Genomic DNA, 20,816 nt, shown 5'->3' with positions numbered 1-20,816 from the left:
TTACCCGTTAACCAATTGCTCAATGAAAAACTCTAAATGGCCCGAAGGTTGGTGCGGAACCGGCCACTTTACAGCTTTACTCGCCAAACCTCTAAAGGCCACGGCCGCCGGAGAGTTAGGATAAAGCTCTACGATGGTTTTTTGACGTCTCGAAGATTTACGCATGTTTTCATCAAAAGGAATCGTAGCAACTAGCTCTAATGCAACATCTAAAAACCTGTCAGTCACTTTAGAGAGTTTAGCAAATAATTCTTGGCCTTCTCGTAAACTACGAACCATATTGGCTACGATTTTGAATTTATAGACGCCATGCTCTCTGCTCAACACTTTAATCAAGGCGTATGCATCTGTGATTGATGTTGGTTCATCACATACAACAACCATTACATCTTGCGCCGCACGAGAGAAACTCAACACCATGTCTGAGATACCTGCAGCAGTGTCTACTATGAGTACGTCAAAGTCATTGCTGAGTTCACTGAAGGCACGGATAAGGCCAGCATGCTCCGCTGGGCTCAATTCAACCATGTTTTGAGAGCCAGATGTGGCAGGAACGATTCTAATCCCCGCGGGTCCCTCAACTAAAATTTCATCAAGTTCACATTCACCTGATAATACATGCGATAAGTTGCGTTCGACCCTTAAACCTAGCATCACGTCACAGTTAGCCAAACCTAAGTCGGCATCCAAAACTAAAACTCTATGGCCCTGTTGTCCTAGCGCAATCGCAGTATTCAATGAAACGTTGGTCTTACCGACTCCGCCTTTACCACCAGTTACTGCTATTACTTTGACTCCGTGGTTACTTTTTTGATTCATCTTACGCAGGCCACTTGCTTGATCTAAAACTGTATTAATCATACATTCCTACTGTCTGGGACGCCACTGCTTCACGTCGCGAATGTTGTGCTTTTGTTCTTTTTAAATACAACTGCTCAGCCTTTTTTACTAATTTTTGAGCATTTGCTACACGAATGTCCTCTGGCACTCGTTGTCCGTTGGTAAGATACCCTATTGGTAAGCGATTTTGAATCGCAATACTAATAATCTCGCCCAAACTTAGACATTCATCAAGTTTTGTAAAAATGCAACCGCTTAGATTCACCTTTTTAAAGTGATTTACGGTCTCTTGCAATACATGCATCTGAGATGTTGCACTTAATACTAAATAACTACGAATATCTACTCTCGAGCTACGCATCAATGTGTTTAGCTGCTCAGTCAAGCGTAAATCTCTTTGACTCATACCCGCAGTGTCTATTAATACTAGACGCTTATTGCGTAAATGATAAAGAACTTCAGCTAACTCATTCGCATCTTTTACTTGCTTAACCGGACAGCCAATGATTCTACCATAAGTTGCTAGCTGCTCGTAAGCGCCAATTCTGTATGTATCTGTTGTAATTAGGGCAACTTTATCCGCGCCGTACTTTTGCGCGCCCAATGCGGCCAATTTAGCAACTGTCGTCGTCTTACCAACACCGGTTGGTCCAACCATGGCGTAAACACCACCTTGACGAAGAATATCATTGTTGGTTGTGTGCATCTGATTAACAACCATATTCAACAATGCGTTCCAAGCTTCTTTGCGAGATACGTCATCGGGAATGAAACACGCCATTTGCTCTGCAACGTCTGCACTGATCCCCATACCTTGAAGTCTATCGACTAGGCAAGCTCTAGTTGGGTCTCTGCGTTCCATTTCTTGTTTCATTAAGCCTGATAGTTGATATTCGAGCAATTGGCGAATTGCGTTCATTTCATCTCGCATAGAGCTCATTTCATCTTGCTTGGGCTCTACTGCTGCTGGCGTTGCATCAAAACCTGCGTCAAGATCATCGTCAAATCCCCAATCATCTGCGATTGGTTCAGGTGCGCGTGTTGGGCGCGATGCAGCCTGAGGTTTAGCCGCCCGCATTTCGGCTTGTTGATAGTCATTTTTTTGGTAACCAGCTTGATAGTCTGGCTTTTGAAATTCCGTGCTTGGCTCTGCTTTTGGTGCAAAAAGGTCGCCAGTGTCGATGCCTGATTGAGAAAACATAGAAGCAAGCTCTGGAGAACGAGGTTTAGGTGCTTGACGCTCTAGGAGTGCTTCTAGGCTATCTGCGACCCTCGCCTGAGGTTCTGTTTGGGCACGACGCGTTTGTGGCTTCACGACTCTCGCAGGTTGGCTATAAGTTTGCTGTGCTTCTGGTGCAATCTGAGTTTGTGCAGCAGTTGGTTGCGCTTGAGCAGCTACTCTGTCATTGTCAATGGCTGCGACGATCTCAACACCGTCAGCGAGTTTTTTATTCGACATAATGACTGCATCTGCCCCTAACTCTTCTTTTACTTCTTTCAAAGCCGTACGCATATCTTTTGCAAAAAACCTTTTAATCTTCATGACTCAGCACCTCGTTCCTCTATTGCCCAACAGAGCTAATGATCTTAATTTGTCTTTCATCTGGCACTTCCTGATAAGACATTACTCTTAAACCAGGGATCGTATGTTTGACAAATCTTGATAAAACACTTCTTAACATACCTGAGGTTAATAAGATGGACGGCTCGCCTAGCATTTCTTGCGTTTGGTGCGCTTCTCTCAAAGAACCTTGAAGTCGCTCCGCAAGGCCTGGCTCAATGCCTGCCCCCTCATCACCTGCGTTCTGAAGAGACTGATGCAACATCTGTTCCAACTCGGGCGCCAATGTTATGACAGGTATTTCATCTGCATTACCAACCGCATCTTGAACGATTAATCTGCGCAGTGAAATTCGTACTGCAGCGGTCAGTACATCTGGGTCTTGGCTACGAGGGCCATACTCCACAAGGGTCTGAACAATTGAACGCATGTCTCTAATTGCAACCCCCTCATTGAGTAAGTTTTGTAGTACTTTTACAATGGTTGTCAGTGGCAGTATATCTGGCACTAATCCTTCCACTAAACGCGGATGACTTTTTGCGAGCATATCCAGTAAGTTTTGAACTTCTTCATGACCTAGTAGTAGTGAAGCGTTATTAGTCAATAGTTGGCTAATATGGGTCGCAACCACCGTTGCTGCATCTACAACGGTGTAGCCAAGAGAATGAGCTTCGTCTTTCTGATCAGGTTTAATCCAAACCGCCTCTAAGCCAAATGCCGGATCTTTTGTCGCAACACCTTGAATTGGACCAAAGACCTGACCTGGGTTAATCGCGAGCTCATCGCCATGCTTAAGTTCACCATCTCCTGAGCCTACGCCCATTAATGTAATTTTGTACGCATTGGGATCTAACTCAAGATTGTCTCGAATGTGAACCGGAGGCACTAGGAAACCCAATTCCTGAGACAATTTCTTTCTAACGCCTTTAATGCGGCTCAACAACTCACCGCCTTGTGCTTGGTCAACTAAAGGAATCAAACGATAACCCACTTCAAGGCCAATCACATCAACAGGTTGTACATCGTCCCAACCAAGCTCTTTTTGGTCTTGAGGCTTGTTGGCGACTTGGGAGCCTTGCGCTTCCTCTTCAGCTTTCGCGACGGCAGCTTTTTCTTTATGTTGTTGAGAAAAGTATGCAAGGCCACCTATCAAAATACCTAAACCCAAAAAAGCAACATGTGGCATGCCAGGCACTAAGCCCATTACAATTAAAATACCCGATGCGATATATAAAGATTTTTCATTGCCTAGTTGTTGAGTAACTTGCTCACCCATATTGTGCGATTCATTTTGGCGGGTAACAACGATGGCAGTACCAATAGAAAGTAGTAACGAAGGTAATTGAGCAACTAACCCATCACCGATTGTCAGCAATGTATAAACCTCCATCGCACGCGAGAACGTTAAATCATGCTGAACCATACCAACAAATAGGCCACCAATTATATTAATTGCCAAGATCACGATACCTGCAATTGCATCGCCTTTTACAAATTTACTCGCACCATCCATTGAGCCGTAAAAGTCTGCTTCCCTTGTGACTTCATCACGCCTTGCTCTCGCATCTTCCGCTGAGATAAAACCGGCATTCAAGTCTGCATCAATGGCCATCTGTTTGCCGGGCATAGCGTCTAATGTAAAGCGTGCAGATACTTCAGAAATACGGCCAGCACCCTTGGTAATTACGACAAAGTTGATAATGATGAGGATGAGGAAAACAACAAGACCCACAGCATAATTACCACCAATTACAACCGAACCGAATGCTTCAATGACTTTACCGGCTGCGTCGCCACCATTATGCCCTTCAAGCAAAACAACTCGGGTACTCGCCACATTCAAAGCCAGTCTCATTATCGTTGCGATAAGCAAGACCGCCGGAAACATGCCAAATTCCAGAGGCTTCATTGTGTAAACGGTTACCAACAACACAACGAGCGCCAAGGCTATATTGAAAGAAAACAATATATCCAGCAAGAATGGGGGCATCGGTAAAATAACCATCGCTAAAGCTGCAAGTACCAGTAACGGCGTACCAATGCCTTTAGCATATTCTTTTTTGTCTCGATTTATTTGTTGTAGAACCGCTTTAAAATCCATAACTTATCAACTTCAATTTATTGACGCAGGTAAGTTAAAGCAATCTTCATTCCAACTATTAGTGCTTCATATCGTCTGGTATGGGTAAGTCTTTACTGAGTGCCGTAGGTCTGCGGCCACGGCCCTTATTAAACTTTTTAAGCTGGAACACATAAGCCAATACTTGAGCGACGGCTGTGAACAATTGATCTGGTATCTGATCGCCCACTTCTGTAGTGTGATAAAGAGAGCGTGTAAGTACAGGAGACTCAACAATTGGGACCTCATTTCCCTTCGCGACCTTTCTAATTTGCATGGCCAGCTCATCGACACCTTTTGCGAGCACAATTGGTACGCCCGCTTTTTCAGAATCATACTTTAGTGCAACCGAGTAGTGTGTTGGGTTCGTTACCACTACATCCGCATCAGGCACATCTTGCATCATCCTACGCTGTGACATTTCGCGTTGAGTTCTTCGGATACGTGCCTTAATCTGAGGGTCACCTTCAGAGTTTTTATACTCATCTTTCACTTCTTGAAGTGTCATTTTCAGTTGCTTATTGTGGTTATAACTCTGATATGGGGCATCAATGGCTGAAATCACAATCATTGTGCAACTGAGCGCTAGAAAGAGCCAGGCAAGTATTTCTAAGGCATGAATAACGTTGCCAGGCGCTGATTCAATACTTAAATGAAGGATGTCGTAAAACATCCATTTAATACATAAAATGGCAAACCCGGCAACGAGTAAAAATTTCAAGATTGATTTGACGAGCTCTACGGCTGCTTGTGTTCCGAACATCCTTTTAATGCCTTTCATCGGCGACATTTTACTCGCCTTAGGCGCCGCAGCTTGCCAGCTAAAATTAAAGCCGCCCAACAATGTATTCCCGATCACTCCAGCAACAAGAATAATCAAAACAAACATAGACATAGGAAAAAATAATTCAGAGAAAGCCTCCCCCCACACCGAAAACATCTTGGTCGTATCGTAGGTCTCATTGCGATTCAGAGTCAGCATACGACCCATAATGTTAAACAGGCCCTTAGCAATATCGGCGCCGTATAAGATCAACGCCACTGCAGAAAAAATGAGTACGAAGGTTGTACCCAATTCCTTTGAGCGCGCAACCTGACCTTTTTTTCTGGCGTCGCTGATCTTTTTTGCGGTGGGTTCTTCGGTACGTTCTTGACCCGAATCTTCAGCCATTGCTGCCTCCTATACCGTGCAACCAACTAAGTTACACATCAGCTCGGTCATTTTAAGCCACTGGAACTCATACTGCATTGTAAAATTCCCCAACGTCGCCCAGATGATCGTGAGACCTGCCACGAGCGTAAATGCAAAGCCCACAGAGAAAATATTCATTTGCGGCGCCGCACGCGTCATGATACCAAATGCTAAATTGATGACTAACATCGCAGTGAGTGGGGCCAAAGATAATGCAAGTGCCGTCGCAAACAACCATGATCCCCAGGTCACAATTTGCCAATAGTTATCTGCATGCCACCAGTTACCACCGATTGGCCATGATTGAAAGCTAAATACGATCATTTGGATCATCATTAAATGGCCATTAAAGACAAAGAACAGCAATGTAGCGAGTATCAAGTAAAACTGGCCGACTGCTGGCACACTCAAGCCATTTGATGGGTCAACAACTGATGCGAAACCTAATCCTGTTTGCATTGCTAAGATTTGACCTGCAAGAATGAAGGTATTAAGCAAAAGTAATGACGCAAAACCGATGGCAATGCCAATGATCATTTCTTGAATGACCACCAAAATCATTTGAAATGAAAATAAGTCTGTGAACTGTGATTGAGGAATGCCTGGTGCAACAACAAACGTCACCACAATCGCTAAACAAATTTTTATACGTTTCGACACACTTTGCGCACCAAGGCCTGCCATGACCATAATCATTGAGCTAATGCGTATTAAAGGCAGTACGTAATCGCTCAACCCTTGCATCAATTCAGAAAAAAGAATTTCCATATTAGCCAGCAACTTCGGGGATTCGCATCACCAGTATTTTGAAGAAATCCATGAGTTCTTGAGTCATCCAATGTCCTCCGACAATTAGCGCCACCAGCGTAATGATGAGTTTAGGCAAAAAGCTGAGTGTCTGTTCATTGATTGAAGTTGCAGCCTGAAAGACTGACACAATTAAGCCAATTACCAACCCTGGTACAACAATAGCAGCGACTAACTTGATAACCAGAAATAACGAGTCACTTAGGATGTCGACAAAAGCTTCTGGTTCCATATTACACTCCTAAGCCGAAGCTTCTGGCCAAAGTCCCCATCACGAGAGACCAGCCATCGACCAGTACAAACAACATAATTTTGAACGGCAAGGACACTATCATTGGAGATAACATCATCATACCCATTGCCATTAATACACTGGCAACAACCAAATCTACAATAAGAAATGGGATAAAAAACATGAACCCGATGATGAAAGCGGTTTGCAACTCGCTGGTGACAAACGCTGGAATGATAACCACAAATGGCGTATCTTCAGGGCTGTCTAATTTATCGTACCCAGCGATTTTGGCAAATGTCTCAAGATCTTTTATTCGTGTCTGAGACAGCATAAATGCCTTTATCGGCTCCTTTGCAGCATGTAACGCCTGCACCGATGTCATATTTTCATTTAAATAAGGTTGAACTGCTTCATCATATATTTGGCTAAAAATCGGTGCCATAATAAAAAATGTCAAAAATAACGACATGCCAACTAGGATTTGGTTCGACGGGGATTGCTGTAAACCAATGGCCTGACGCAAAATAGCCAGTACAACAATTATTCGTGTAAATGAGGTCATCATGATAATCGCCGCAGGAATAAACCCTAGCGCCGTCATAATGGCAAGTACTTGAAGTGTTACAGAATACTCTTGAGAGCCGTCAGGGTTGGTCGTTACACTTAATGCTTCAATACCCTCATTTGCGCTTACTTGGGGTAGGAATACAGCTAAAGCTAAAATTATTAAAAGTCGAAGCATGATTTTCACTTTTCTTTTTGTACTGGTTGACCCATAAAGCGACTTAATTCTTTAACAAAAGGTCCTGATTGGCTTTCACTTAAAGGGGTTTCTAGTTGGTATAAATAGTTAATATTTTGCGGGGTGACACCCAGGAGGTGTTGCTTATCGTCAATTTCAATTACCAGCAGCCTCTCTCGAGTACCCAATGGTAAGCTACGGATTACTTTAAAGTCTTGATTATTACCCACATTAGGGTTTACGCGTTTAACAAGCCAAGCGAGGCCAATGATGAGTGCAATGATAGAGATCAGTGATAAACCAACCGTCACTATCTCCAAACTGGGGCCCTGTGGCTGCACAGCAGCCACATTCGTAAATAGCATCCAAGTCATTACTTAATCTACTATCTGAGCTTTTTGATTCGTTCAACTTGGCTGATTACGTCAGTTAGTCGGATACCAAACTTGTCGTTTACTACCACCACTTCCCCATGCGCAATCAATGTGCCGTTGACAAGCACATCCAATGGCTCACCGGCAACTCTGTCAAGCTCAACAACAGAGCCTTGGTTTAATTGAAGCAAGTTTCTAATGTTGATTTTCGATCTTCCCACTTCCATAGAAATGGTGACCGGAATATCTAAAATAGTATCGAGCTTTCTTTTCTCATCAGCGCTTAAACTTTCATTACTTTCTTCTAGCTCTTCTAGCTCTGCAACTTCTGCACTGCCTTGATCAGCATCTTCTGCTTCGGCCAGCGCTGCAGCCCATTCATCCATCGTATCTTGATCATCACTCATGCACTTACTACCTTAAATTCTTGATCACCAGTCAAGATCAACACCTTCAGATAGGTGCAGATCTTCTTCTAATTCAGCCAATTCTGCATCTGAATCGAGCTTTTTACCACCTTTGGTAAATACATGTAGCTCAGATTTAACAGACTCAGGACGTTTTATTTTTTCACTTATTTGCAAGGCGACATTGTCTCTAGAGCGGCCCATTTTAGCGCGGAAAGTTGGCAATTCTTCAACAAACACCGTGATATGCTCTGGCATTTCCACTGGTATAATGTCACCTGCTTTCAATTCCATAATTTGCTGTAATGATAAATCAACTTCCAGTAACTGCGTGGACATTTCTACTTCCACATCCATGATTTCATCACGTAGCGCTTTACTCCAACGTAAGTCTGTGTCTTCCGTATCAGATTGTACACCCGCATCCAGCAGCTCTCTAATCGGTTCCAGCATGGAGTATGGTAGCGAGATATGGAAATCGCCCCCCCCGCCATCTAATTCAATATGGAATGAGCTGATCACCACGACTTCAGTGGGCGATACGATGTTTGCCATCGCAGGGTTAACCTCAGAATCAAGATACTCGAAAGAGACATCCATGACAGGCGCCCATGCTTCTTTATAATCTTCAAAGATGATTTTCAAAAGCATTTGCACAATACGACGCTCAGTGGGCGTAAATTCACGCCCTTCGATTTTCGCGTGATAACGGCCGTCGCCACCAAAAAAGTTATCAACCAGAATGAAAACGAGCCTTGCTTCCATAGTGATTAGACCCGTTCCTTTCAATGGACGAAATCTAACCATGTTTAAACTAGTCGGAACAAACAGCGTGTGGATATATTCCCCAAACTTGAGCATTTGTACGCCGTTGATAGAAACTTCAGCAGTTCTTCTCATCATATTGAACAAGCTGATACGCATATGTCTCGCAAAACGTTCATTCACGATTTCAAGCGTCGGCATCCGCCCACGCACAATCCTGTCTTGAGAGGAGAAGTCATACTGCAGGGCATTGGCATCTTCGCCCCCCTCGCCAGAGGGAACTTCGTCTTCTTCAACTTCATCGACACCATGTAACAGGGCATCGATTTCGTCTTGTGATAGTAAATCGCTCACAGGTGGATTCCTACTGCATTACAAAACCGGTAAACAGCACACGTTCAATAACTTTGCTGCCTTCAACACCTTCCATCGCTGCTTGGACTTTATCCAATGCAGTCAATCTTAGCGTCTCTTTCCCCGCGCTGGTGCTTAATTCATCTGCGGTTGTTGTTGAAAACACACTTAGCAAAGTGCCCTCAATCAACGGAATATGCTTTTTGGTGACTTCTTCGTTCACGTCCCCACGAACTAACAACTGCACTTTAATTTGCACAATTCGGTCTCTGCTCGCTCCGGGAACATTAAAAACAAATGGTCTAGGCATCGCGACGTATAAAGCACTGCCCATCTCAGCTGCGTTTTGTTCGCTTAAATCTTCTTCGACAACGGTGGACTCTTCGGCCAGCGACGCTTCTTCTTCATCGCCACCAGACATCAAGAAAAAACCGGCCACACCACCTAAAATCACAACCACCGCAGCTATAATTATAATGAGCTTCTTTTTAGACCCACCCGCTTCTTCTATTTCTAAATCGGTTTCTTCAGCCATTTGTGCGCTTCTATTGAATTAAGTTATTTCTTAATGATAGCAGTTGTTAAGCATAGTAATCTATTGCGGAATCACTTTGTTTTTTGCTAGTCACTGATTGTTCATTATTATTTTGCGCTTCACTGGCCTCATTAGCAAGTTTTCCATGCCCCTGAGATTCATTTTCATCGCTATTTGAATTTCCTTCCGAGTCCTGTTGAATATTGCTTTCACCCAGCGCAATACCTTGCTCTTCCAACATCTCTTTTAGTTTCGGCATAGACTCTTCCAATAGCTCTTTAGCCTCTTGGTTTTGCACGACAAAGTTTATTTGTGCTTGCTCCGCATCTGAGCGAATGCGAATGTGCATACTGCCCAATTCAGCCGGATCCAACCGGATCTCAGCTTCCTGATTATTTAAGTTAATCATCATATTAACTTTATCTTGAAGCATTTTTGCCGCATCACTTCGGGTCAGATTCAATGCCTGTGCAACGCCTGGGTCCATTTGTAACTTTGCTTGTGTATTTGATTGCTGCACACTGGCCTGTTGATTTTGCCGCGACTGTTCAACCTGCTGAACGACCTGATCAAACTCTTCTTTACTTTGAATTTGTTCATTGCCAAGTGTGCGGATTGCCTTAAATACATTCTCTACATTTTGGCTCGCAGTTTGACGTTGATTGTGATTGCTACTTTGTTGCTCACCCTCAAATTCACTTGGCAACTCGGCTTGTTCTTCACTACCTACGACAACTTCTGTTGCACTCAACTTGCTGGCGTCAACAGCAGGCTGCTCCTTCACGGCAACCTTAGTGCTATTGTAGGTAAACTCTGGTGTCGGAGTGGTATTGGCTTTTGCGATACCTTCAGGCTTATCTGAACTCAACTTTTCGCCCAGTAAGGTAACCTTGTCTTTCGAGTCACTTCCCATTGTGGTTTTAGCAGTGGTGGTCGTATTTGACTCAGCCGTTTGAGTCAGGCTTTTGCCAGTCAACGCATGGTAAAGTGCTGCTTCTTGCTTCTTAGACACAGTGTCCGTTGATTTAGCATCATTAAGTCGTTCGTTGACCAACTTTTCTAATGCTTGCTTTTCATCAGGAGATAAGTTATCAACCATCACTTTTAGCTCAGCTAACTGCTCTTTTTTGATCGCCTCGCCCGACTTTAATACAGCACTTGCTTCAGCACCAGGTTGCTTAGCGGCACTTTGAGATGCCTCCTCCACTTGAATTGTATTGTGTTTACTGACGTGAGCTGACTTTTCCACAGTTTCTGTGCCGCCTTTACTGACAGGCACCATTTTATCTGTCTCTTTAACCGTTGATTTGTCTTGTCCTTGGGCTGATGCATTGGCTTTTTGCATTAAATCTGAAATTAGATTTGGTGTCTTGCGTTCAGCTTCAGTTGGCGCTTTTTCGACTCCTTGAGGTGCTTCACCGGCTCCCTCTATGTTTACTTGCGCATTCACCATCGCTTCGGTAGTCGCATTGGGCTTCATTGATTTATTGTCATGCAAATGCCACTCACGCTCTTTTTTCACACCACCGAATGATTCAGGCAAAGCATGCTCTTTGCCACCTTTTTCTAGAAGGTTCGATGTTGTGTTGCCCTTAACAATACCATCCGTCGGATCTCCGACAGGCCCTTCAGACTGCCTTGGGCCAGTGGGGCTTGGTTTAACAGCCTCAATATGACTTTGCACCGGCTTTTTCGAGCCACCCGCCTCTGAAACCATAAGCTTAGATTCTACTTTCCCTTCTTCTGTAGCGGGTTTTTGTCCCTGTACAACGATAGGACCAATTAGGTCAATCGGCCCTTTATTGCTGCCCTTCACAGGTACCTCATCCACCTTCTCCGCGTTGCCCAGATGTGCTTTCAATGCTTGAGGTACTGGTGCCAAGTGGTGCTCAACACCTGTTTTTTGGTTATTTGATGCATTGATTTGAGAAAGTAAGGTGTCCGCACTTGAGGTTGTTGCAGCCTTATTTACCTCCTCAGAAGTAGCCACTTTCAATGCAACATCGGGCCCTTGCTTTGGCTGAGGTAAATTTGATTCATCAAGCTTTAAAGGCTCGGCTAAGCTTTCAGGAACAGCCCTATGATCAACTTGTCCAGCTTGCGCTTGGTCATTTCCGACCTTGCTAGCCTGCGCGTTATCACGGTTCGTCTCTTGCTTTGCTTGCTCTTCTCTATCAGCATGATTTTGTGCTGATGCTCTTGCTTCTTCTTGCTCACTGGCTTCGGCTAACATCGCCATGAAACCTTTACCTTCAGCGCTGTCTTCTGCTTGCTTTTGCTGCGGTGAAACAGTGTTGTTTAATCCAACTTCCAATGAAACATTAACCATATTCTCACCCTATAGTGCGGCAATCGAACGCCGTTTGCCTACTTATAAACCTGTTATTTCCTTAAAATGCAATTTTTAAGCCATTAATTAGCCAATTTACGTCTCATAAAAATATTTGTCGCAAACTCGTCCAGCATTTTTTGTTCTGCCTTGGCTTGTAGTCGTTGTTTTTCGATTTCTTTTTTTTCAATAAGCTTCGCGATTGCCTTTACTTTGGCCTGCTGTGTCAACCAGAGTTTTCGCCTTTGTTCAACCACACGCTTCGCCGTAGCGACGGTATTGGCCTGTTGTTTGATGGCTTCTTCAATTTTATTAATAAAGCTATGATATTGAGAAAAACCGCTGCTACTAAGGCCTTGTTGTGCCTTGTTAAACAACTGCTGAGAATACTCCAAACGAAAGTCATTAAGACCTTTCAGCTTTTGTTGATTGTCCTGTAGACTTCGCTCAGCTTGGACAAAGTTCACTCTCAACCCATCTTCTTTATCCGCCTCTAATTTATGCAATAGTGCCAGTTTGTTTGCCGCCATTAGCCTTGTCCTAGAAGTTGTGCAAGACCTTGTAAGCACTCGTCATAGTTGAGCACTTCTTTCATCCCTTGCTGTAAGAATCCGTTGACCGTTGGCATCATCGCAATGGCTTGATCCAACATGGGGTCACTCCCTTGTTGGTATGCACCAAGGGTGATCATGTCTTTATTTTGTTGATACATGGAGTACACTTGTTTAAGCACTCTAGCCTGCTGCAAGTGGGCTTCAGAAACCACTTGCGGCATCACCCGGCTAATTGACTTCTCAATATCGATGGCTGGGTAGTGGCCACTATCAGCGAGGTCTCGAGACAGTACGATGTGACCGTCTAAAATTGCACGGGCCGAATCAGCAATGGGGTCTTGCATATCATCCCCCTCACTCAAAACGGTGAAAAAAGCGGTAATAGATCCCTGTCCCTCACCACCATTACCAGCACGCTCTACTAAGGCCGGTAATTTTGCAAATACTGAGGGCGGATAACCTTTTGTTGCAGGCGGCTCTCCAACGGCCAATGCGATCTCACGCTGAGCCATTGCATATCTTGTTACCGAGTCAAGTAACAATAGAACATTTAAACCCTGATCTCTGAAGTATTCAGCGATTGTCACCGCACTCTCACACCCCTTTAATCGCATCAAAGGAGACGCATCCGCTGGCGCCGCGACCACGACAGATCGCCTACGCCCTTCAACACCTAAAATTTCATCGATGAACTCTTTAACTTCTCGACCCCGTTCACCAACCAAGCCGACAACAATCACATCGGCCTCACTACCTCGGGTCATCATGCCCAATAAAACAGACTTACCAACACCACTCCCCGCAAACAGCCCCATTCGCTGACCTTGGCCCACGGTGATAATAGAATTAATTGCTCGCACCCCCACATCCATCGGTTCACTGATAGGCCTTCTCGCAAGCGGGTTAATGGGCGCCTGAGCAAATTTCAAACGTGTTTCAGCCTTGACAGCTCCTAGGCCATCCAATGGACGCCCTAATCCGTCCACTACTCGGCCCAATAGCCCCATGCCAACGGGTAACCCTGATTCCTTCACTTGAGGGATCACCCTTGCGCCAGGTAAAACTCCAGAAATTTGGTCATTGGGCATGAGATACAGAATGTCATCATTAAACCCTATCACTTCGGCGTCGACGTAACCGCTGATCGTCTCTATTTTACACTGGCTTCCCACTGCTGCATTCAAGCCCTTTGCTTCCAATGTAAGGCCAACCACACGTGTAAGACTACCTGCGACGGCAACCCCATAAGAGTGAATGTGCTTTTGATAAGAACTAATTCTGTTCGCTAATGGTTGGTTATTGGGTGCTGTCTCTGTCATGAATACTGATGCGGTAATTAAGATATACCGCTATCATGCAAAAACTTTTCCAATATTTCGGTTAAACGTGTTTTAACAGTAAGATCAATGGAAGAAATCGGTGATTTGATTTCGCAGCCTCCACGTTCTAGCGTTGGCTCGGGAATAAGTTGCCACTTTTGTTTGTGCAGTATATCTGCGCCATAAGCTTCTTCAACCAGCGTCAAATCTTCGGGGTGCAGGTGCACTTTTAATTGCACATCAGCAATAGGTAATGCATCTAAGCCTTTTTTGAGCGCTTGTAAAATGAGCTCAGGGCTTGTTTTTAATTCATGGAAAGTAACTTGTTGCGCCAATAAACTGACAAGCTGGATCAATTGTTTCTCACATGCTTCATCCACTTGTTGCAGTGGTGCATTGATTTTATCAACAAGCGTTGAAAACATTTGCAAGCGCTCTTCAATCAGTGGCTTTGCATCTTCAAGCCCTTGCTGTTTGCCCACTTCAATACCTTCTTTCAGACCGGCCTCATTGCCTTCTTTGGCTCCTTTCTCAAAGCCCTCAATATAGCCTTGTTCATGACCTTGTTTAAGCCCTTCGTCGTAGGCATCCTGACGAATTTGCTCTAGCTCTTCTAAGGTTAATGTTGGTATCTCTGGCTCAATGGTTTCAGGTTCGGCTTGTCGCTCAGTTTTCGTATAAAGCTCTTCTAACGGCGTACCCATTGCGGTCGAGCGACCAGCTAAACCACTTAGATCTTCTTTTACATTCGGGATTGGCCAATCTTCAACATGTTCTAGCAATGCATCCACCGCTTCTCCGTGAAGCGGCTTACCACGATATAGCTTTGGTTCAGACATGGTTTACAAGAACTCCTCACCGCCGCCGCCGCCGAGCATAATCTCGCCAGAGTCAGCTAAACGTCTCGCAGTGGCCAGAATTTCTTTCTGTGCTGCTTCGACTTCACTAATACGCACTGGTGGCATCGCTTCTAAGTCATCAGCCATCATATCCGCTGCACGTTTTGACATATTGCTCAGAATCTTGTCTTTCAGCGAATCATCCGCGCCTTTAATTGCCTTCATTAATACGTCTTGTTGTACTTCACGCAAGATAGCCTGTATTCCTCTGTCTTCCACATCCATAAGGTTTTCAAATACAAACATCAGGTCTTGAATTTGTTGCGACATTTCTTCGTCATGCTCACGAATTGAGTCCATCAACTGACCTTCAACATTGGTATCGAGGTAGTTCATTATATCAGCAGCAGCTTTTAGGCCACCCATTTTCGCAGCTTGGGCACCAGCTTGACCAGCAAACTGTTTCTCCATTATCTCATTTAATTCTTGTAACGCCGCAGGTTGAACTTCTTCTAAGTTAGCAATACGCATCGTCAAGTCTAAACGCACTTTCTCTGTAAATTGAGAAAGGATTTCAGCTGATTGCTCTGGCTCAAGGTAGGACAATACAATCGTTTGGATCTGCGGGTGTTCATTTCGGATAATGTTTGCAACCTGTTTGGAATCCATCCACTTAAGTGAATCAAGCCCTTTTGCGCCTGAACCCATGACGATTTGGTCGATCAGGCTGGCTGCTTTGTCTTCACCCAAAGCGGCAGTCAGTGCCTTTTTGATAAAGTCTTCAGACTGGAACCCAATAGTACTAAAGCTCTGTATTTGCTCAATAAAGAGATTGTGAACTGCGCTAATCTTAGACTGAGATAGATCATCTATCGCAGCCATCGCCATACCCACTTTTTGTACTTGCTTTGGCTCAAGGTGTTTTAGTATTTGCGCCGCGTCTTCTTCTGTGAGACTGAGTAGCAAGATGGCAGCCTTATCGACCCCATCTAGCTTCTCAACATCGAAAGCCGGCGGCAGTTGTTTTTGTTCTTCATCACTCATCTTCAGTTAACCACGCTTTGACCACTTGTGAAGAAAGCTCAGGTTCATTCGCTACCAATGCGCGAACCGCTTTCAATAGATCTTCATCTCCATGTAAGTCTGGCAATTGTAATGTACCATCCGAGGAGAAGCCAACAGCTGATTCATCAAAGTCATTACTTAGCATATCAAGTGTACTGTCACCTAAATCAACACCAGCCGTTAATGCATCCTCATCATAATCTTCTAGTGTATCATCTGGGTAAATCAATCTCTTCAGCATAGGGCGAACTACAGCCATAATCAACACAATGATTACCAACGCACCTGCTGCAAGCCTAGCGACCTTCATAAACCACTCTTGCTCCCAAAGCGGTAGTTCAGAAGCTTCCAAAATATCTTCGCGAACAAATGGCACTGTCACAACTTCTAGCGCATCACCTCGTTGCATATCAAAGCCAACCCCACCTTGTAATAGACGGCGAATGTTATTCAATTCTTCCTGCGAGCGAGGCGCCATTGTCATATTTCCCTCAGCATCAGCTTTAGCAACATAATCGACTGCGACTGACACGCTGATACGACGAATCACTCCTGTTTGTTGGCGCTTATGAGAGATTGTTGTGTCTAGCTCGTAATTACGTGTTGCTTCCTTTTGAGAGCGTGTTGGCGTTGTGCCCTTACCATTGCCACCCACACCCGCAATTTCAGGGATATTAGAGTCCACTGGAGGCTGGTTGGTTAACGCACCAGGAATACCCGCAGTAATGCCGCCAATATTACTTTCCTCGAAAGTAGTTTCACTTCGCACTGCTGGCAAATCGGGATTAAAGCGTTTTTGCGTTTCTTCTATTGCGCTGAAATCCATCGTCAAGTCAACTTGTGCAGTAAAGTTACCTAAGCCCACAACCGGGATCATGATACTGTCAATTTTCGACAAGTACTCTGACTCACGTTTGCGCTCAATTTCATATTCTTTTCTTGAACGTGCAGCTAATGAGTCCTGAGAGCCCGAGTTGAGCAAGCGACCATTTTGATCTGTCACAGTCACACGTGATGGCTCAAGACCCTGTACAGCCGATGCAACAATATCAACTATTGAGTCAACTTCTTCACCATCAAGTGTACGACCACGCTTCATCGTCAAAACCACGGTTGCTGATGGCTTTTTCTCTCGACGAGCGAACACATTTTCTTTAGGGATTGCTAGTAATACCTTTGCACGGTTAATATCTTGCAATTCTTCAATTGTTCTCGCTAATTGTTGCTCTCGGCTGTGCTTAAGGCGCTCTCTTTCCAAACGTTGACTGACACCAAAGCCCATATCCTGCATCAAAATGTCTGTACCCGAGGAAGGTGTCTGCGTAAAGCCATCCCGAGCCATCTTTAGCTTAATATTTTGGTAGTCGGTTTCCTCAACCATGATGGTATTGCCATCCAGTTCGTAATCGATCTTTTGAGCATCTAAGAAGTCTAGCGTTTGTACTAGCTCATCTGTAGGGTACTGACCAAGTGGGCGCATATCTGGTTGACGAGCCCAAATGATAATAAACACTGCGATTGCCAAGCAGATTGCGAGTGCGATAACGAGCGTAACTTGACGTAGCATATCAACGCCGCTTAAAGCACTGAAATAACCAGATTTTTGCTCTTGCTGGGTTTCAGCACCTTCTGCCACAGCCCCACCTGGACCATCTGAAAGTGCTAAATCTGTCGATTGATTTGTAGCCACAGTTACTCTCCACTAACTCTCTGAATTACACCGGCATGTTCATGATATCTTTATAAGCTTCTACAAGCTTATTACGTACTTGAACAGTTGCTTCAAATGCCACTGAAGATTTATTTTTGGCAATCATTGCTTCTGCAAGAGAGACGCTTCGGTCACCCATTTCAACGGCGGTGACTTTCGCTTTCGCATCTCTTTGTAAATCGGCTACGTTATTTAATGCATTTGAAAGTATGTCACCAAACTGCGCGCTGGAAGTTGCTGCCGTCGCCTGAGTCGGTATTTTCGTTTCAGGCTGAATTCGACCGGCTTGAGACGCCATCGACTGCATTTCTTGATATAAGCTGGTATTTTGAATCTTCATATCGCTCACCTCGTGAGATTACATATGAACAGTTAAATGCACCAATCATGCCAACTTTTAATCCAACAAATTCAATACTTTAAGTGTTTTTTGAGTTATCTCTGGGAAGGACAGAATTTTGACAGGTCAATAGTTAGCCAGACTTTCATCTGGCTAACTGACAATTTATGCAGGAACTGGCAATCCTAAATCTCTCATTTTGGCCAGCTTGTAGCGGAGCGTTCTTGGACTTATGCCAAGTATTTCCGCAACATCCTTTCTTTTACCATTACAGCGAGTCAAAGTATCAAGAATGATCTGGTGTTCTTTATCTTGCAGTTCCTCTTTGTAACTCAGCGCATCATTATTGGGTGTACTTTGCGTACTTTGCGGTACGTTATCGTAAGGAGAAATATCCAATTCCTTAGGAGTACTGACAACATCAACGGCAATGTTCAAGGAAACGGGTTCAAAATTTTCAATGAAAATATCCGAGTCAGCAACAACACCACCTTGTTGCAGAATCAATGCCCTTTGCACAACATTATCCAACTCACGTACATTACCAGGCCAAGCATGCTGGAGTAACTTCTCCTGGGCACCAGCTGATAATTGTGGAGTAGGTTGGCCAGATTTTTGACAGTGTCTCTCAATTAAGTGATTTGCCAAAGGTACGATATCCGCCGCTCTGTCTTTGAGTGGCAGCCATGTAAGCGGAAAAACATTTAATCTATAGTACAAGTCTTCTCTGAATTTGCCTTCTGCAACTGCCTCTTTCAAATCGCGGTTACTGGTTGCTAGTACTCTAACATCAAGGTCTATTGTCTTACGACCACCAAGCCTCTCAACTTCTCTTTCTTGGAGCACGCGAAGCAATTTAGCTTGTAAACCCAAATCCATTTCTGTTATTTCGTCTAACAGGATTGTGCCTTTTTGCGCTTGTTCAAACTTACCTGGGCATGCTTGAATGGCGCCTGTAAATGCACCTTTTTCATAACCAAATAAAGTCGCTTCCAACATATTTTCAGGAATAGCAGCACAATTGATAGCCACGAAGGGCGCCGCGCATCGCTCAGAACTATCATGAATATAACGCGCAAGCACTTCTTTACCTGAGCCACTAGGGCCTAAAACCATGACGCTCGCATCTGATTGTGCCACTTTTTTGGCTAGGCTGAGCAATTGCAAACTTTTAACGTCTGCAACCACCGGTCCTTCCGTTTCTTTTTCCTTTTCAGGCATATAACGGCTCACCATATTCAGTAGCACTTCAGGTGCAAATGGTTTTGCCATATAGTCAATAGCACCCAGTCTCATAGCCTCCACCGCATCATCAATGGTGGCATATGCAGTCATCATTAAAACAGGCAGTTGAGGATAGTTGAGTTTAATACTCTTGAGCAAATCAATGCCACTCATCTGCCCCATCTGTACGTCGCTCACAACGAGAGAAAAACTCTGCTGTTTGAGCAAAACCATTGCCTGCTCTGCGCTATCCGCCTCAACACAGTCAATACCTGCTAACTCTAAAGTATCCAAGAGTGCTTCGCGTAAACCTGCGTCATCTTCAACGACTAGAATTTTGTTACTCATACGACCTCCTGAAGTTGAGTGTGTTGAGAAATCGGTAATAGCATGCTAAAACACGCTCCTCCGCTTGGCATGTTATCAACTTCCACACGCCCTTTATGTGAATTGGCCACTGAACTGACCACTGCTAGACCAAGCCCAGTCCCCTGAGACTTCGTCGTAAAAAATGGTTCGAATAGCCTGCTAGCTTGAGACAAGTCCACCCCAGGTCCATTGTCACTCACAGATATTCTTACTTCTTCATCTTGCCCTTCACGTGCTGCACGCAAAGTAATTTTTGCACCAGCGCCAATGACTTGAACACTATTGTGGATCAGGTTTTGAATCGCACTGGCAAGCGCCGTTTTATTCCCCAGTATTTCAATATCTGGTTCTGGTAAAAACACGTCCAATGCGGCACTATTTAAAGACAGCATGGCATCCGAACCCACTTTTACTTCATTGAGTAATTGCTGCATCGACACCCGCTCCACAACTTGTTGCTCGCCACTTTTGGCAAACAGCAGCATGTCATTGACTTGGCTTTCTAAATCTTTGAGACGAGACATCAGTTTATTGTGAAATTTTTCTCGTGATTGAGACGGTAAGTTAGCACTGCCTAAGTTGGCACCATATAGCATGGCCGCCGACAAGGGCGTTCGCACTTGGTGAGCCAAAGATGCTACCATCTTCCCAAGCGCACTTAGCCTTTGCATGTGTGCAACTCTCGCTTGCAACTTACGAGTTTCGGTTAAATCGGTCATTAAGACTAATTGACCTGGTTCTGGCGTAAGTGCGGTGATCTCCAATTTGATTAGTCGACCATCCCGCAAAGATACTTCGTGTCCATCATCTTGCTGTGGACTAAACGAACGCTGAATGATGTTGAACCATTTCTCACCTTCTAATGGCTCTCCAAGCATATCTTTGGCTATCTGGTTGGCCTTCGCTATCATGCCCTGCCCATCAAGTACAACAACACCCGCAGGCATTGTATCAACCAAATGGCTCAGCCAGCTCGCTTGCTGTCTCAGGTCACTCAGCTCACCAACATAGGCCTCTTGCAATAAGCAGGGGTTAAATTGGTTTTCTGGCACAAATTGTGGATTTATCACTTTTGCTAACGCCATGACACTACTCTCATGAATCTTCCTACCAAGATAAAAGCAAGGCTTGTGCC

General features: G+C 44.4%; 20 protein-coding genes. All 20 read right to left on the bottom strand.

Features of this window, described 5'->3' with window-relative positions:
• Positions 1–861 carry a MinD/ParA family ATP-binding protein gene (locus L1286_RS18075; RefSeq protein ID WP_023401816.1) on the bottom strand — a complete coding sequence of 287 codons (861 nt, stop codon included), beginning with the start codon at positions 859–861 and terminating at the stop codon, positions 1–3.
• The gene (gene flhF, locus L1286_RS18070) at positions 854–2,383 is read right to left on the bottom strand and encodes a flagellar biosynthesis protein FlhF (RefSeq protein ID WP_235408434.1); all 1,530 of its coding nucleotides are present in this window, start codon (positions 2,381–2,383) and stop codon (positions 854–856) included. The genes L1286_RS18075 and flhF overlap by 8 nt, the downstream gene beginning before the upstream one ends.
• 19 nt (positions 2,384–2,402) lie before the next feature.
• Positions 2,403–4,502 (bottom strand): flagellar biosynthesis protein FlhA, encoded by a 2,100-nt coding sequence (flhA, locus tag L1286_RS18065; RefSeq protein WP_235408433.1) that lies wholly within the window; start codon positions 4,500–4,502, stop codon positions 2,403–2,405.
• Between the two features lie 58 nt (positions 4,503–4,560).
• A complete protein-coding gene (gene flhB / locus L1286_RS18060; protein WP_235408432.1) occupies positions 4,561–5,691 on the bottom strand; it encodes a flagellar biosynthesis protein FlhB in 1,131 nt (376 codons plus the stop codon).
• 9 nt (positions 5,692–5,700) lie between these two features.
• Positions 5,701–6,480 carry a flagellar biosynthetic protein FliR gene (fliR, locus tag L1286_RS18055; RefSeq protein ID WP_235408431.1) on the bottom strand — a complete coding sequence of 260 codons (780 nt, stop codon included), beginning with the start codon at positions 6,478–6,480 and terminating at the stop codon, positions 5,701–5,703.
• Position 6,481: 1 nt separating this feature from the next.
• Positions 6,482–6,751, bottom strand: a complete 270-nt coding sequence (fliQ, locus tag L1286_RS18050) for a flagellar biosynthesis protein FliQ (RefSeq protein ID WP_235408430.1) — start codon at positions 6,749–6,751, stop codon at positions 6,482–6,484.
• Position 6,752: 1 nt separating this feature from the next.
• A complete protein-coding gene (fliP, locus tag L1286_RS18045; RefSeq protein WP_235408429.1) occupies positions 6,753–7,496 on the bottom strand; it encodes a flagellar type III secretion system pore protein FliP in 744 nt (247 codons plus the stop codon).
• A gap of 5 nt (positions 7,497–7,501) precedes the next feature.
• Entirely contained in the window at positions 7,502–7,870 is a 369-nt protein-coding gene (fliO, locus tag L1286_RS18040) for a flagellar biosynthetic protein FliO (protein WP_235408428.1), read from the bottom strand.
• A gap of 11 nt (positions 7,871–7,881) precedes the next feature.
• Positions 7,882–8,277, bottom strand: coding sequence for a flagellar motor switch protein FliN (fliN, locus tag L1286_RS18035; protein ID WP_235408427.1), 396 nt, complete (start codon positions 8,275–8,277; stop codon positions 7,882–7,884).
• 24 nt (positions 8,278–8,301) lie between these two features.
• Positions 8,302–9,396 (bottom strand): flagellar motor switch protein FliM, encoded by a 1,095-nt coding sequence (gene fliM, locus L1286_RS18030; protein ID WP_063356984.1) that lies wholly within the window; start codon positions 9,394–9,396, stop codon positions 8,302–8,304.
• 10 nt (positions 9,397–9,406) lie between these two features.
• Entirely contained in the window at positions 9,407–9,931 is a 525-nt protein-coding gene (gene fliL, locus L1286_RS18025) for a flagellar basal body-associated protein FliL (protein ID WP_235408426.1), read from the bottom strand.
• A 46-nt stretch (positions 9,932–9,977) separates the two neighbouring features.
• Entirely contained in the window at positions 9,978–12,260 is a 2,283-nt protein-coding gene (locus L1286_RS18020; protein WP_235408425.1) for a flagellar hook-length control protein FliK, read from the bottom strand.
• Between the two features lie 83 nt (positions 12,261–12,343).
• The gene (fliJ, locus tag L1286_RS18015; RefSeq protein ID WP_235408424.1) at positions 12,344–12,790 is read right to left on the bottom strand and encodes a flagellar export protein FliJ; all 447 of its coding nucleotides are present in this window, start codon (positions 12,788–12,790) and stop codon (positions 12,344–12,346) included.
• Positions 12,790–14,133 (bottom strand): flagellar protein export ATPase FliI, encoded by a 1,344-nt coding sequence (gene fliI / locus L1286_RS18010; RefSeq protein WP_235408423.1) that lies wholly within the window; start codon positions 14,131–14,133, stop codon positions 12,790–12,792. The genes fliJ and fliI overlap by 1 nt, the downstream gene beginning before the upstream one ends.
• Before the next feature lie 17 nt (positions 14,134–14,150).
• Entirely contained in the window at positions 14,151–14,972 is an 822-nt protein-coding gene (gene fliH / locus L1286_RS18005; protein ID WP_235408422.1) for a flagellar assembly protein FliH, read from the bottom strand.
• A gap of 3 nt (positions 14,973–14,975) precedes the next feature.
• Positions 14,976–16,016: a flagellar motor switch protein FliG gene (fliG, locus tag L1286_RS18000; protein WP_063379631.1), complete on the bottom strand. Its 1,041-nt coding sequence runs from the start codon at positions 16,014–16,016 to the stop codon at positions 14,976–14,978.
• A complete protein-coding gene (fliF, locus tag L1286_RS17995) occupies positions 16,009–17,727 on the bottom strand; it encodes a flagellar basal-body MS-ring/collar protein FliF (RefSeq protein ID WP_235408421.1) in 1,719 nt (572 codons plus the stop codon). Before fliF ends, fliG begins: the two co-directional genes overlap by 8 nt.
• Before the next feature lie 25 nt (positions 17,728–17,752).
• Positions 17,753–18,088 carry a flagellar hook-basal body complex protein FliE gene (fliE, locus tag L1286_RS17990; protein WP_235408420.1) on the bottom strand — a complete coding sequence of 112 codons (336 nt, stop codon included), beginning with the start codon at positions 18,086–18,088 and terminating at the stop codon, positions 17,753–17,755.
• Positions 18,089–18,253: 165 nt separating this feature from the next.
• Positions 18,254–19,660 (bottom strand): sigma-54-dependent transcriptional regulator, encoded by a 1,407-nt coding sequence (locus L1286_RS17985; protein ID WP_235408419.1) that lies wholly within the window; start codon positions 19,658–19,660, stop codon positions 18,254–18,256.
• Complete coding sequence (locus L1286_RS17980; RefSeq protein ID WP_235408418.1) at positions 19,657–20,766, bottom strand: two-component system sensor histidine kinase NtrB; 1,110 nt, start codon at positions 20,764–20,766, stop codon at positions 19,657–19,659. Before L1286_RS17980 ends, L1286_RS17985 begins: the two co-directional genes overlap by 4 nt.
• Between the last annotated feature and the right edge of the window lie 50 nt (positions 20,767–20,816).

This window comes from Pseudoalteromonas sp. SMS1, from assembly GCF_021530565.1.
Classification (GTDB): Bacteria; Pseudomonadota; Gammaproteobacteria; order Enterobacterales; family Alteromonadaceae; genus Pseudoalteromonas.
Note: the sequence above shows the minus strand (reverse complement) of the source record. Positions and strands in the feature narration are given on the sequence as shown.

Bases quoted from the DNA above. Each gene is read 5' to 3' on its own strand.
- fliR (WP_235408431.1), bottom strand. From the start codon at position 6,480: ATGGAAATTCTTTTTTCTGAATTGATGCAAGGGTTGAGCGATTACGTA.
- L1286_RS17980 (WP_235408418.1), bottom strand. From the start codon at position 20,766: ATGGCGTTAGCAAAAGTGATAAATCCACAATTTGTGCCAGAAAACCAA.
- fliN (WP_235408427.1), bottom strand. From the start codon at position 8,277: ATGAGTGATGATCAAGATACGATGGATGAATGGGCTGCAGCGCTGGCC.
- fliJ (WP_235408424.1), bottom strand. From the start codon at position 12,790: ATGGCGGCAAACAAACTGGCACTATTGCATAAATTAGAGGCGGATAAA.
- flhF (WP_235408434.1), bottom strand. From the start codon at position 2,383: ATGAAGATTAAAAGGTTTTTTGCAAAAGATATGCGTACGGCTTTGAAA.
- L1286_RS18075 (WP_023401816.1), bottom strand. From the start codon at position 861: ATGATTAATACAGTTTTAGATCAAGCAAGTGGCCTGCGTAAGATGAAT.
- L1286_RS17985 (WP_235408419.1), bottom strand. From the start codon at position 19,660: ATGAGTAACAAAATTCTAGTCGTTGAAGATGACGCAGGTTTACGCGAA.
- fliI (WP_235408423.1), bottom strand. From the start codon at position 14,133: ATGACAGAGACAGCACCCAATAACCAACCATTAGCGAACAGAATTAGT.
- L1286_RS18020 (WP_235408425.1), bottom strand. From the start codon at position 12,260: ATGGTTAATGTTTCATTGGAAGTTGGATTAAACAACACTGTTTCACCG.
- fliG (WP_063379631.1), bottom strand. From the start codon at position 16,016: ATGAGTGATGAAGAACAAAAACAACTGCCGCCGGCTTTCGATGTTGAG.
- fliO (WP_235408428.1), bottom strand. From the start codon at position 7,870: ATGACTTGGATGCTATTTACGAATGTGGCTGCTGTGCAGCCACAGGGC.
- fliQ (WP_235408430.1), bottom strand. From the start codon at position 6,751: ATGGAACCAGAAGCTTTTGTCGACATCCTAAGTGACTCGTTATTTCTG.
- flhB (WP_235408432.1), bottom strand. From the start codon at position 5,691: ATGGCTGAAGATTCGGGTCAAGAACGTACCGAAGAACCCACCGCAAAA.
- fliL (WP_235408426.1), bottom strand. From the start codon at position 9,931: ATGGCTGAAGAAACCGATTTAGAAATAGAAGAAGCGGGTGGGTCTAAA.
- flhA (WP_235408433.1), bottom strand. From the start codon at position 4,502: ATGGATTTTAAAGCGGTTCTACAACAAATAAATCGAGACAAAAAAGAA.
- fliE (WP_235408420.1), bottom strand. From the start codon at position 18,088: ATGAAGATTCAAAATACCAGCTTATATCAAGAAATGCAGTCGATGGCG.
- fliH (WP_235408422.1), bottom strand. From the start codon at position 14,972: ATGTCTGAACCAAAGCTATATCGTGGTAAGCCGCTTCACGGAGAAGCG.
- fliP (WP_235408429.1), bottom strand. From the start codon at position 7,496: ATGCTTCGACTTTTAATAATTTTAGCTTTAGCTGTATTCCTACCCCAA.